Below are 13,754 nucleotides of genomic sequence, written 5' to 3'. Positions count from 1 at the left end.
AAGACGCGCTCGGGACGACGTGGTTCCGGGAATGGCACAGTCCTGTTTATTTGAACTTGTGAAAATACCCGCTCTTTTGTTAAGGTTACATTCTTTACCGACTCACAGAAAAAAGTATGACTATTAGCCACAACATCAAGACTATTAAAGAATTAATGACTCAGGCAGAGCTCAATGCGCACAGAGAACCAGGCTCCGTCTTGTTGTTGGCGGTAAGCAAACAGCAAAATGCAGCAGCAATAACTGAAGCTTTTCGCAATGGAATTAATCATTTTGGCGAAAACTATTATCAGGAAGCCCGGGATAAACAGGAACAACTAAAAGATTTGCCTGTTTCCTGGCATTTTATAGGACCCATCCAAAGTAATAAAACCAAAGGTATAGCGCAGCATTTTGACTGGGTACACAGCATCAATCGGCTTAAGATCGCACAGCTATTAAACGAATATCGTGGCTCAGACACCGAATCATTACAAGTGTGTATTCAGGTCAATCTGATTGAAGAGGAAAACAAGTCAGGCATACCTGTTGAGGAAACCTGGGAACTTGCCGCGGCAATAAGACAATTACCTAATCTGGAACTCCGAGGGCTCATGACTATTCCACCCCCGCAAAAAAATCCGGAGGAACAGTATGCTTTATTGTGTGCACTGCGCGAATTGAAGGACAGGTTGAATCAGAATCTGAATTTGCACATGGATACTTTATCCATGGGTATGAGTGATGATTTGATTCCCGCCATTAAAGCGGGTTCAACCATAGTCAGGATTGGCCGCGCTATTTTTGGTGAACGTCGAGGTAAAGAATCATGAAAATCTGTTTTATAGGTTATGGCAATATGGCTAAGGCCATCGCACGGGGATTAAGGAAACAAGGCTCCCATCATATTGCCGCTTCCGCGCCATCCTTAACAATTGGCATTAATAATGAAAATATCAGTACGCATTATGACAATAAGGAGCAGGCAAAAAATGCCGAAATTATAATTCTTGCCGTAAAGCCCGCTCAAATGAGTGCTGTTCTGCAAGAAATTACCCCCCTCCTGTTGCCCAATTGCCTGCTGATTTCTGTTGCAGCAGGATTGAGTTTATCCTGGTTTGCCAAACGTTGCCGCCCCAATCAGGCAGTAATTCGCACTATGCCTAATACTCCGGCAGCCATCAGCCTGGGGGCAACCCCTCTGATAGCAAATGAACACACCAGCCCCGAACAAAAAATACAGGCTGAACTTATTTTTTCCCAGATTGGTTTGACTGCCTGGGCAAAGAGTGAAGCGGAAATGGATGTGTTCACCGCCCTTTCCGGTAGCGGGCCTGCTTATGTGTTCTTGTTTATAGAAGCTCTGATTGATGCCGCAGTATCATTAGGATTAGAGCCAACCATTGCAAAGACTTTTGCCTTGCAAACAGCTGCAGGCGCGATAAAATTGGCGGAAAACAGCGATTTAAGTTTAAGTCAGTTAAGAACAAAGGTAACATCTCCAGGTGGAACAACAGCCGCAGCCCTGAATGAGCTACACGGACAATTGGATGCCCTGATTTTAAAAGCCATGGAAGCAGCAAAACGTCGCTCACAGGAATTAGGTGCGGTAGAATAACAATTAAATAGGGATAGTCCTTTTGCACTATCACGACCCAAACGGAGTATTTATGTCTGGTTTTACCGCTGTAGGAATTTTTCTGACTGCCTTATTTTTTAATTTATTTATTTTCACTCTCTGGATTCGTATCGCCTTACGCTTTTTAAGAATCAGTGCACTGAGCCCGTTCAGCCGACTGATTCATACCATTACGGATCCTATAGTCAGACCATTTAATTTATTATTGCGACAAAAATACCATCCCGGACAAAAATACGACTGGATGGCGTTCTGTGTTCTGATCCTGGTTGAACTGATAAAAATAATATGCTTAAGCCTCCTCCATTTCCATGCTGTAATGCCCTTTGTATTTTTAATCCTTTATGTGTTTGCTGATCTGATTATTCAACCCTGTGATTTACTGTTTTTTGCCATTTTAATTCGCGTGATTATGAGTTACGTTAATCCAGGGTGGCAGCATCCAATTGCGGATTTTTTACGTCTGTTAACACAGCCATTGTTAATTCTGGGCAGAAAAATTGTTCCTGATATTTCAGGTTTTGACTTCTCACCCTTTATTATCATGATTATATTAAAAGTAATTACTTTATTTATCAGTGCCTCTTTACCCTGGCCCATACTATGAAATAAATACAACTATCACTAAAACCAACTATACTTGTACTAAACCCTAAAGCAGGTTGATGGGATCGACTTATGAAAACACACTACACGGCAAGTTTGTTATTGTTTTTTTTACCCTTTAGCCTTGAGGCTGCCCAATCTTATTATTGTCCTCAGAATCATGCCTATATTAATTTAGGCATGACTACAGATCAGGTTATTGCCGCCTGCGGACAACCACAAAGCCAACAGGATTCCAATCAGCCCCTTACCCAAAAAATCCCGGTACAACAATTGATTTATAACCATCAGGGTTCATCTACCGCATTTTATGGGGTATGGAATGTGCCCACGGGAAATGGTGGCGCGCAAATGGAAGTGGATGTAGTAAATAATCAGATTAAATCAATTCGCATCAATGGCAATGACAGTAATGCGTCTTCGCTGTGCTCTGGAGCCAGTTTTCAGATAGGCGACCCTGTAGGCAGGGTATACGGAGCCTGTGGTAGTCCTGATGTGATAAACAATACTTTTATTAATCAGATTGTACCCACAGCTAAAAAACCGCAAATATGGATTTATCAGCCCGGCCAATACCAGCCATCAGTTTCCTTGACTTTTGTTGATGGCAAACTACAATCCATCAACAATTAATTAAGGAACCCATTTATATGAGTGAAACTGTAGACGATATTACCATTGCCTTTAGTGAAAATGGCACAGAGACAACGAAAGAGCTTGATAAGCAGGTATTAAGTAAAGGTGCCTGGACTACTATCATGTTCAAATATCAAGACTGGGATAATGCAAAGAATGATTACGGCCCGGTTAAGTATTCTATTCGACGTTATCAAAAGCGCAACAACCAGTACTGGCAAAAATCGAAATTCAATATTTCAAGTGCGGATCAGGCACAAAAGATTGTTGATATATTGAATGGATGGTTGAAGTAATCATGACACCTCGTAGCCCGTATTAGCGAAGCGTAGTACGGGATCGAAGTGGCATAATCCCAAAAAAACGCGTCGTCCTGAGCGCGTCTTTTTGCGCGAAGGATCTCCCCAAATTGGCACGGTGCCACTTCGATCCCGGCTGCAAGCAGACCGGGCTACACTCCCTGCCAGCTTTCAGGAGATCCTTCGCGCAAAAAGACGCGCTCAGGACGACGTGATTCAGCGATAGGGGTAACTACATATAACAACCCACACCGTCATAACCAATGACCTGACATTCTTTGAAAGCACGTTGATCCAGCTTATAACTCACCGCACCATAATAAGCGTATATTTGCCCATCTTTAACAGCAACATGCGGATTTTGATAATCGCTTACTTCCTCACACACCGCTTTATCTTTTAACCAAGTGGCTGTACCTGTGCTGATAGTATCCATTCCAGGCTTTACCATGGACTTTCCACATTCTGTAGTAGCCAGATCCGCCATTTTGGGCGCTGAGAATAAAACATCATACCCATTCAACGCTGTTTGAACGGCATTATTCGCATCCAGGATGCCATGCCCGCAAGGTTTTTTGCCCACACAAGACTTGTTCTGATCAGTACTGGTTCCAAAATTATGAGTGGTTGTATAAAGAATTTGCTCTACTTGCTCAGCCTTTAAAATTCTGTCGCTGATAGCAAAAATCAACCCGGCAACTCCGGCAACATGTGGTGATGCCATACTGGTACCCTGATAAAAATCAAAACCAGAGGAGTTATATCCTCCGCCAGGATTCACTGTAGATAAAATACCGCCAGCAGCCCCATATCGTTTGTCTCCTCCAGGAGCTGCGAGCATGACCCCAGGCCCATAATTGGAAAAGTAGGAACGTAAGCCTTCAGGTCCTGTAGAGGCAACCTTAACCGTACCATTACATACTCCGGGAGCATTATAATGTTCCCAAACATTGTCATTACCTGCCGCGACAGCAAGCACTGCCCCTTTGTTACGTGCGAAATTCACCGCTTCCTGAAGTGGCTGGTCACAGTAATCAATTTCAGTTCCTGGCTCCAAATCCACACCAAAACTCATGTTTAAGACTTTGGCAGGATGCATATTGGTTGGAACACCGGGTACTTCCCCACCAACAGACCAATAAATGCCATTGATAACAGCACTTTCATAAAACATTCCTGATTCTGCAGGGATTTTTACTGTTAATATTTTTAAATCAGGACCGACTCCCTTCATGACATCACCATATCCTGCAATAGTTCCTGATACATGGGTGCCATGATAGGATTGGGTTTCATCGCTTAAGTCATTATTGTTGCCAGCAAAATTCCATCCCCAGACATTACCGTCGTTGTCTTTGACCAGATTGTTTATCAGGCTGTCATTTAAAGCCACTCCTGTATCCAGAACAGCAACCACTACTGGTCGCTTTGCTTTGCCGGTGGTATATGCCCAGGCTCCATCGTTCAAACCGGGCTTTGATTCCAGCATAATTCCGGCTGGTGGAGTAAACTCATCCCATTGGCTGTCATGTGATAATAATTGGCTTAATTCCAGATTTACTTCAGGATCCGCAACAGGTTTAAAATATCCGATTCGGTCTTTAACCGCATACAGCACATTAGGATTTTTGCGTAAACGCTCTAATATTGCTTTGGTATTATCTGAGTCTTTTGCTTTGAATGAAGGCGAAGGTAAGGCTGAGGAATCTAAAACAAGTGAATAAGCTCCATTAGCCATAGGTTTCATTTCTTTTACTGGCAACTGAATGGATTTAAAAACCTGTGACTTTAATGAAGAGATAGCCATAGGTTGCTGTTTGTATTTAATAATAACTCTTACAGTAGTACTGTCTGGTGCAGCAAGACCTGCCTGTGCGACAGATAAGAGGCCCAATCCCAAAATCCCTGATTTTAAACTCATACGTAAATCTCCTTATTAAGCCTTTAGAAAGAAGCTATATATACCAAGCATTTCAGTATGCAGGAGAATAAATGGCAAAACAAGACCGTATTGCAGCCCGGCTTGCTTGCAACCGAGATGGTGCCACTGCGATCCCGGCTGCAAGCAGACCGGGCTACACACCCTGCCAGAATTCCGTCGTCCTGAGCGCGTCTTTTTGCGCGAAGGATCTCCTGAAAGTGGCATGGTGCCAATATTTGGAGATCCTTCGCGCAAAAAGACGCGCTCAGGACGACGTGGATCGGGGAGTGGGATAAAAATCGTACCTCGTATCAGAAATCATATAATCGTAGCCTTGATGCAGCGATAGCGTAATCAAGGTTTTCTTTATTTTAGCCTTTTCCACGGGATGCAAACCTTGATTTCGCTATCGCTGCATCAAGGCTACAAACTGCGCCATTCCGAATCGACGTTGCTCTGAGCACATCTATTTAACCTATTCCGTGATGCTCACGGTATTCGGATGGGGTAGAACCTGTCCAGCGCTTGAATGCTTTGGAAAAGTTAGACGTATCATGAAATCCCAACAGGAAGCTGATTTCAGTCATGGAAATATGTTGATTGAGTAAAAATGCCTTTGCTTTTTGCTCACGTACCTCATCAAATAACTCTTGATAAGTGATATTAAGCCTTTGCAAATGGCGTCTAAGTGTTCGGGAAGACATGCACAATTGGCTGGCAATATCTTCCATACTGATTTGATTCAGATTTTTATTCAGTAAAATGGATTTTATTTTGCTGGCCAAATCCTCGTTTAACGCAAGATTTTTCACCATTTCCTGTAACTGGGCTTTTGCCAGTTGAAAGCTGACATCATCCGCAAAATTGACGGGATAATTTAATTCTTCAGCATTAGCCAAAACACGGCAGTATTTAGAATTAAATACTATCTCGGTTTGAAATAATTCCTGATAAAAATCAGCGTAATCAGGTTTATCATAATTTAATTCGATTTTCAGGAAAGGAAGGGATGAACCAATCAAAAAGGTTCTCATCTTGACAAGATGAGTAATCGCCAGCTCAAGAAGAAAACGCGATATTATCGGGTCATTGATTCGGGTAGCAAAATCAATGGCGACAGTCTTAAAATCCTCAGACATGTTCAGTTCTATATGAAATAAATTAGTACGTACATTCAGATAGCTTAAAGTAGTCCGAAGCGCTTCCCCCAAGGTGGGACTGCTCATGGCAGCATACCCCAGAAAGCCATGGTTCACTATGGATAAACTCTTACCAAAAATAAGCCCTAATTGAGGACAATTACTTAATTTGTAGGCTTCATCAATGACATATTTCAGTTCATCCAGAGTCAAAAAGGCTGCAGGATCCTGTGCTCGGGCAAGATCAAAATTGATCGTGTCAAGAAAGTGCTCTACCCCCAATTGCTCAAGACACTTTTCCAGATTGGAAAGATAGTTTGCTGCAATAACATGATCCACTAAACTGCATCCCCAATTATGATTGATTATAAATCTTTAAATAAATAATTCATCCCAAAGAGTAAATACCTTATCAATAGCGATAATGCTCAGGCTTATAAGGTCCTTTTTTGTCAACACCAATATATTCAGCCTGTTCGCTGGTTAATTGGGTTAACTTTGCTCCAATACGAGCCAAATGCAGACGAGCTACCTTTTCATCCAGAAGTTTGGGCAGAACATAAACCTGGCATTTATACTGATCTGAGTTTTTAAACAACTCAATTTGCGCCAAGACCTGATTGGTAAACGACGCGGACATCACGAAACTGGGATGGCCTGTGGCACAACCAAGATTTACCAGACGTCCTTCTGCGAGAATAATAATGCGCTTTCCATCAGGAAATATCACATGATCAACCTGAGGTTTAATATTTTCCCATTGGTATTGTTTCAAACTGTGGATGTCTATTTCAGAATCAAAATGGCCAATATTACACAGTATGGCCTGATTGCGCATACGTTTCATGTGATCATGAGTAACAACATGATAATTGCCTGTGGCAGTCACGACTATATCTACTTGATCCGCAACATCATCAAGAGTTACCACTCTGTATCCTTCCATTGCAGCCTGCAAGGCACATATAGGATCAATTTCAGCAATTAAAACGGTAGCTCCCTGACCGCGCAGAGCCTGGGCACAACCTTTGCCCACATCACCATAGCCAAGAATTACCGCCAGCTTACCCGCGATCATTACATCTGTAGCGCGTTTCAAGCCATCCAGTAAGGATTCCCGGCAGCCGTACAGATTATCAAATTTGGATTTGGTTACCGCATCATTGACGTTAATAGCAGGGATTTTTAAATGACCTTGTTTTGCCATTTCATATAATCTGGCCACGCCCGTCGTTGTTTCTTCTGAAACCCCTTTGATTCCAGCTAACAATTCAGGGTGTTTTTCATGAATGATCTGAGTTAAATCACCGCCATCATCGAGCAGCAAATTAGGAGTCCAACCATTAGGGCCACGTAAAGTCTGTTCCACACACCACCAGTATTCCTCTTCTGTCTCCCCTTTCCAGGCGAATACAGGAATTCCGGCAGCCGCTATGGCTGACGCAGCATGATCCTGGGTTGAAAATATATTACAAGACGACCAGCGTACTTCAGCGCCTAAAGCAATTAAGGTTTCAATCAGCACCGCAGTCTGAATGGTCATATGCAGGCAGCCCGCAATACGGGCGCCTTTTAGCGGCTTGGCAGCGCCGAACTCTTCACGCAAAGCCATAAGGCCAGGCATTTCCGTTTCGGCTATAGCAATTTCTTTACGTCCCCAGGAGGCTAAAGACATATTTGCCACTTTATAATCCTGAGTCCCATTTCCTTTTAACACTGCCTCATCCGCTAATTTCATCATACATTCCTTTATTTTAGTGCTGTTTATCAGGGTCTGTTGCCAGCCCCTGGCTGAACTTTAAAGTGCCTTTTTCAATTCAGGTACTTTATCCAGACGCTCCCAAGGGAAATCATCTCGACCATAATGTCCATAAGTTGCGGTTCGCTGATAAATTGGTCGCAACAAATCATGATGCTCAATAATACCTTGCGGGGTCAAATCGAAATGGGTATGAATCAAATCGATAATTTCGCTATTTTTTAACCGCCCCGTTCCAAAAGTATCAACCGAAATTGAAGTAGGTTCAGCAATACCAATAGCATAAGATACCTGTATTTCACATTTGTCAGCAATACCCGCAGCCACTATGTTTTTCGCGACGTGGCGTGCAGCATAAGCGGCTGAACGGTCTACTTTGGAAGGATCTTTTCCTGAAAAGCAACCGCCACCATGTCTGGCCATACCGCCATAAGTATCTACAATAATTTTACGTCCGGTTAAACCGCAATCACCTAAGGGACCACCAATAACAAAGCGGCCGGTAGGATTAATAAAATAGCGAGTCCTGTCAGTTAACCATTCGGCAGGGAGCACTGCTTTAATAATTTCTTCACGCACCGCTTCGGTTAAATCACTATGACTGATTTCTGGTGAATGTTGGGTGGAGAGAACAACTGTGTCTACTTCTACCGGTTTTCCATGCTCATATTTCAGGGTAACCTGGCTCTTGGCATCAGGTCGCAACCAGGGTAATTTGCCTGATTTGCGTAAATTGGCCTGCTTTTCCATCAAACGGTGGGCATAAGCTATAGGAGCGGGCATAAACACATCGGTTTCACGGCTGGCATAGCCAAACATTAGTCCCTGATCTCCAGCACCTAAAATTTTGGTCTGTTGATTATCTACACCTTGAGCGATATCTGGCGATTGTTTGCCTATAGCAGAAAGTACCGCACAGGATTCCCAATCGAACCCCATTTGGGAACTGTTGTATCCTATCTCTTTAATCACCTGGCGAGTGATGTCATCAACATCAACCCAGGCTTTAGTCGTTATTTCACCGCCAACCATTACCATTCCAGTCTTGACAAAGACTTCGCAGGCAACTCTGGCACCTGGATCCTGTCTTAAAATTGCATCTAATATGGCGTCAGAGATCTGATCAGCGATTTTGTCAGGATGTCCCTCAGAAACTGATTCGGAGGTAAAAACATGGAATTCATTCATTGTATATCCTCTATAAAAAATATCGCAACAACTTAAGGATGAGGCAAAAGCCACAAACCTTATTTCATTAGCCTGATAAATTCATCAAATAGTACTTCTATTTCATGTGGTCCGGGACTCGCTTCCGGATGTCCCTGAAAACCAAATGCCGGCTTACGTTTGTGCTTGATTCCCTGCAAGCTGTTATCAAATAAAGAACGATGGGTGACCTCCAGACTTTCGGGAAGACTATCTTCATCCACTGCAAAACCATGATTTTGACTGGTTATAAAAACCCTTTTTTTCCCTTGGGTCTCTACAACAGGATGATTCGACCCATGATGGCCGAACTTCATTTTTTTCGTTGTCCCTCCAGATGCGAGGGCTAAAATCTGAAATCCCAGACAAATACCAAATACCGGGATATTGTGATCCAAAAACTCTTTGGTTGCTTTAATGGCATAATCACAGGCGCCAGGATCCCCTGGACCATTAGACAAAAACACGCCGTCAGGATTCATTGCCAGAACTTCTTCAGCAGGTGTATTGGCAGGTACTACGGTTAAATGACAGCCTTTATCATGAAGAATGCGTAAAATATTATGTTTTACACCAAAGTCATAGGCAACCACATGAAATTGATGAGGTTGCGACGGAGCACCCCACTCGCCTCGTCCTTCATGCCAGCGTTCAACAGTTTGCCGTGACACTTCCAGAGCCAAATCCACGCCATCCAGTCCGGCGAAGGCCTTGGCCTTATCCAGCACAGCCTGAGGTTCATCAGTTCGAGTACTGATGCAGGCACCTATAGCCCCATGTTCACGTAGTCTCAGGGTCAAATCACGGGTATCAATACCGGCTATGGCCACAACGCCATTTTTTTTCAACCATTCAGGAAGGGATTGTTGCGCCCTATAGTTACTGTGCATTATAGAGCAATCGCGCATAACCAGCCCCGAAGCCCAAACTTTGTTAGACTCCATGTCTTCGCTGGTGCAACCTGTATTCCCTACATGGGAGGCGGTTAAAGTAATAATCTGGCGCGCGTAAGAGGGATCAGTGAGCATTTCCTGATACCCCGTCATAGAGGTGTTGAAAACCAGCTCACCTACGCAGTCTCCGCTCGCACCCACTGATATTCCTTCGTAGATTGTGCCATCAGCTAACACTAGAATTGCTGGTTTATTCATCATGAGTGATACTCTGCTGTATCCGATATGGTTACCATAGGGAATGTAAAAAATTTAGCAATTGTAACGCACTTCAATCAAAATTTCATGTCTTCAAAAAATTTTTTCACTCCGGCAAACCAGGATGTAGATCGGGGGGAATGATTGGATTTGGCATGTTCCAAAGATTCCTGAAGATTCGTGAGTAAGTCCTTTTGTTCTTTGGACAAATTCACTGGCGTTTCCACAACGACTCTACATAATAAGTCACCCTGTCCATGGCCACGGACGGATTTTACCCCTTTACCTCTCAGGCGGAATACTTTACCTGTCTGTGTTTCATGAGGAATTTTTAGCGTCACACGCCCTTCAAGAGTAGGCACTTCGATAGAACCGCCAAGGGCTGCAGTAATAAAGCTGATGGGAACTTCACAATGCAAATCATTATCATTGCGTTCAAAAATGCTGTGCGTCTTGACGTTCACCTGAACATAGAGATCTCCAGGACCACCGCCATGTACTCCGGCCTCACCCTCGCCGCTCAAACGGACTCTGTCGCCGTTATCGACACCAGCAGGAATTTTAACGGTTAATTTTTTACTTTCACGAATTCGCCCCTGCCCATGGCAACTGGTGCACGGATCAGAAATAATTTTTCCTTCACCATGACAACTTGGACACGTTTGCTGAATAGAGAAAAAGCCTTGTTGAATTCTGACCTGGCCAATACCATTACAGGTTTCACAGGATTTTGGATGGGTACCCTTTTTCGCCCCAGAGCCATCACAGGTAGTACAACTGCCATGGCGTGGAACGGTAATTTCAATTTCCTTGCCGGCCGCAGCTTCTTCAAGGGTTAATTGCACATTAAATTGCAAATCGGAACCGCGTTGACCGCGAGACTGGCGCCCCTGGCCGCGTCCGCCGGAAAATATATTTTCAAAAATGTCTTCAAAGACATCGCCAAAGCCACCGAAACCACCAAAACCGCCAGGGCCTCCAGAACCATCAACAGCAGCATGGCCGAATTGATCATAGGCGCTACGTTTTTTGGGATCGGATAATACGGCATACGCTTTTTGAATTTCTTTGAATTTTTCTTCAGCAGTAGCATCGTCTGGGTTACGATCGGGATGATACTTCATTGCCAGTTTGCGATACGCTTTTTTAATCTCGGCATCTGAAGCACCTCGACTGATTTCTAAAAGTTCATAATAATCCCGCTGTTCCATAACTGCTCACACTTTAAAAATAATTAACGTTACATTATATAGTATAACTTCATTCGAACACTAGCGCTTACTTACGTCGTCCTGAGTGAAACGAAGGACCTCCTGCAAGTGGCATAGTGCCAAAATCGGGAGATCCTTCGTTTCACTCAGGACGATGTGCTTCGCGCAAGTACGTCATCTTACAATGACGTGTTCTCGTGGTTACCTCACCTTAGTTCTTATCGTCTTTAACTTCTTCAAACTCGGCATCAACCACACCCTCATCTGCTGGTTTTGCAGACTCTTGCTGTTGTGGTGCATCGGCTTGAGAAGCCTGGCCTTCAGCTGATTTTTTCGCATAAATACGCTCAGCCATCTTGGCAGACGCATCAGTCAGCACTTTGATTTTATCTTCAATGTGAGCCTTGTCAGTGCCTTGAACTGCTTCTTTCAATTCAGCAATTGCTGTTTCTATGCCTTTTTTCTCATCTTCAGCCAATTCTGCAGCCAAATCTTTCACGGATTTTTCACAACTGTGAATCAAACTATCAGCCTGATTACGCAGCTCCGTCATTTCCTTGAATTTTTTATCCTCTTCAGCATGAGATTGTGCGTCTTTAACCATCGCAGCAACTTCTTCATCACTTAAACCGCTTGATGCTTTAATAATGATGGACTGCGCTTTACCAGTAGCTTTATCTTTAGCAGAAACGTTTAATATACCGTTAGCATCGATATCAAAAGTTACTTCAATTTGAGGAACACCGCGTGGTGCTGGAGGAATGTCACCCAAATCAAATCGTCCTAAAGATTTATTTGCAGAAGCTTGCTCACGCTCACCTTGTAATACATGAACAGTTACCGCAGTCTGATTATCATCTGCTGTAGAAAATACCTGATTCGCTTTAGTAGGAATGGTAGTATTTTTCTCAATGAGCTTGGTCATCACGCCGCCCATAGTTTCTATACCTAAAGACAATGGGGTTACGTCAAGCAGGAGAATGTCTTTTACTTCACCAGACAGTACTGCCGCCTGAATTGCCGCACCAACAGCAACGGCTTCATCAGGGTTAACGTCTTTACGTGGCTCTTTACCAAAAAAGTCTTCAACCGTTTTTTGTACCAAAGGCATACGGGTCTGACCACCCACCAAAATCACTTCATTAATTTGCGATACAGTAAGTCCTGCATCTTTTAATGCTGTTTTGCATGGTTCAATAGTACGCTCAACCAGTTTTTCAACCAGAGATTCCAGTTTTGCACGGGTTAATTTAATGTTTAAATGTTTTGGTCCAGATGCATCTGCAGTGATATAAGGCAGGTTTACATCCGTTTGTTGCGCTGAAGACAATTCAATTTTTGCTTTTTCAGCAGCTTCTTTCAGACGTTGTAAGGCTAAAGGATCATTGTGCAAATCAATGCCTGAATCTTTTTTGAATTCTGCAGCCAGATAGTCAATTAAAGCCAGGTCAAAATCTTCACCACCCAGGAACGTATCACCATTAGTTGCCAATACTTCAAACTGGTGTTCGCCATCTACTTCAGCAATTTCAATAATGGAAATATCGAAGGTACCACCACCAAGGTCATACACAGCAATAATGGAATCACCACGCTTTTTATCCATACCGTAAGCAAGCGCTGCGGCAGTTGGTTCGTTAATGATACGTTTTACTTCAAGACCAGCAATACGGCCAGCATCTTTGGTTGCCTGACGTTGAGAGTCGTTGAAGTAAGCGGGTACAGTAATAACCGCTTCTTTTACTTCTTCGCCCAAATAATCTTCGGCAGTCTTTTTCATTTTACGCAAGACTTCCGCAGAAATTTGCGGTGGTGCTTTTTCCTGATCTTTGACACGAACCCAGGCATCGCCATTATCGGCCTTAACAATTTTGTAAGGAACCATTTTGATGTCTTTTTGTACTACCGCATCATCAAATTTACGGCCAATTAATCTTTTGATTGCAAACAGGGTTTTTTCAGGGTTGGTAACAGACTGGCGTTTAGCAGCTTGTCCGACCAAAACTTCGTTGTCATCAGTAAAGGCAACGATAGAAGGCGTTGTACGATGACCTTCACTGTTTTCAATTACCTTGGGTTTGTCACCTTCCATTACAGCAACACATGAGTTGGTAGTACCCAAGTCTATTCCTATAATTTTTGCCATTCTCTTTTTGCTCCAAATTAGTAGTTTCTATTGCAATAATTCACATATGGGGCGTTTTACGC

General features: G+C 43.3%; 12 protein-coding genes. 5 read left to right on the top strand and 7 right to left on the bottom strand.

Translation table 11 applies throughout. From position 1 onward, the window contains the following. Positions 1–116 precede the first annotated feature (116 nt). The 5 genes from B094_RS0102710 (at position 117) to B094_RS0102690 (ending at position 3,156) form a co-directional block, all read left to right on the top strand. Positions 117–812 carry a YggS family pyridoxal phosphate-dependent enzyme gene (locus B094_RS0102710; RefSeq protein WP_018576255.1) on the top strand — a complete coding sequence of 232 codons (696 nt, stop codon included), beginning with the start codon at positions 117–119 and terminating at the stop codon, positions 810–812. Continuing rightward, positions 809–1,597, top strand: a complete 789-nt coding sequence (proC, locus tag B094_RS0102705) for a pyrroline-5-carboxylate reductase (protein ID WP_018576254.1) — start codon at positions 809–811, stop codon at positions 1,595–1,597. Before B094_RS0102710 ends, proC begins: the two co-directional genes overlap by 4 nt. A gap of 52 nt (positions 1,598–1,649) precedes the next feature. Beyond that, the gene (locus tag B094_RS0102700; RefSeq protein ID WP_018576253.1) at positions 1,650–2,225 is read left to right on the top strand and encodes a YggT family protein; all 576 of its coding nucleotides are present in this window, start codon (positions 1,650–1,652) and stop codon (positions 2,223–2,225) included. Between the two features lie 71 nt (positions 2,226–2,296). Next, on the top strand, positions 2,297–2,857 hold the full coding sequence (locus B094_RS0102695; RefSeq protein ID WP_018576252.1) for a DUF2845 domain-containing protein: 561 nt from the start codon (positions 2,297–2,299) through the stop codon (positions 2,855–2,857). Between the two features lie 17 nt (positions 2,858–2,874). Continuing rightward, a complete protein-coding gene (locus B094_RS0102690; protein ID WP_018576251.1) occupies positions 2,875–3,156 on the top strand; it encodes a hypothetical protein in 282 nt (93 codons plus the stop codon). 235 nt (positions 3,157–3,391) lie between these two features. Here B094_RS0102690 and B094_RS0102685 read toward each other — a convergent pair whose 3' ends face one another. The 7 genes from B094_RS0102685 to dnaK all read right to left on the bottom strand — a co-directional run bounded on the left by B094_RS0102685 (position 3,392) and on the right by dnaK (position 13,692). After that, positions 3,392–5,080 carry a S8 family serine peptidase gene (locus B094_RS0102685; RefSeq protein ID WP_018576250.1) on the bottom strand — a complete coding sequence of 563 codons (1,689 nt, stop codon included), beginning with the start codon at positions 5,078–5,080 and terminating at the stop codon, positions 3,392–3,394. A gap of 470 nt (positions 5,081–5,550) precedes the next feature. Next, on the bottom strand, positions 5,551–6,558 hold the full coding sequence (locus B094_RS0102675) for an AraC family transcriptional regulator (RefSeq protein ID WP_018576248.1): 1,008 nt from the start codon (positions 6,556–6,558) through the stop codon (positions 5,551–5,553). Between the two features lie 73 nt (positions 6,559–6,631). Further along, positions 6,632–7,957 (bottom strand): adenosylhomocysteinase, encoded by a 1,326-nt coding sequence (gene ahcY / locus B094_RS0102670; RefSeq protein WP_018576247.1) that lies wholly within the window; start codon positions 7,955–7,957, stop codon positions 6,632–6,634. A 60-nt stretch (positions 7,958–8,017) separates the two neighbouring features. Next, positions 8,018–9,166 (bottom strand): methionine adenosyltransferase, encoded by a 1,149-nt coding sequence (gene metK, locus B094_RS0102665; protein WP_018576246.1) that lies wholly within the window; start codon positions 9,164–9,166, stop codon positions 8,018–8,020. Between the two features lie 59 nt (positions 9,167–9,225). Further along, positions 9,226–10,338 carry a glutamine-hydrolyzing carbamoyl-phosphate synthase small subunit gene (carA, locus tag B094_RS0102660; RefSeq protein WP_026253856.1) on the bottom strand — a complete coding sequence of 371 codons (1,113 nt, stop codon included), beginning with the start codon at positions 10,336–10,338 and terminating at the stop codon, positions 9,226–9,228. Positions 10,339–10,412: 74 nt separating this feature from the next. Further along, positions 10,413–11,546, bottom strand: a complete 1,134-nt coding sequence (gene dnaJ, locus B094_RS0102655) for a molecular chaperone DnaJ (protein ID WP_018576244.1) — start codon at positions 11,544–11,546, stop codon at positions 10,413–10,415. A 211-nt stretch (positions 11,547–11,757) separates the two neighbouring features. Beyond that, on the bottom strand, positions 11,758–13,692 hold the full coding sequence (dnaK, locus tag B094_RS0102650) for a molecular chaperone DnaK (RefSeq protein ID WP_018576243.1): 1,935 nt from the start codon (positions 13,690–13,692) through the stop codon (positions 11,758–11,760). Positions 13,693–13,754 lie beyond the last annotated feature (62 nt).

The organism is Legionella shakespearei DSM 23087 (genome assembly GCF_000373765.1).
Lineage (GTDB): Bacteria > Pseudomonadota > Gammaproteobacteria > Legionellales > Legionellaceae > Legionella > Legionella shakespearei.
The sequence above is the reverse complement of the archived record's forward strand: the minus strand, read 5'-3'. Positions and strand labels throughout refer to the sequence as shown.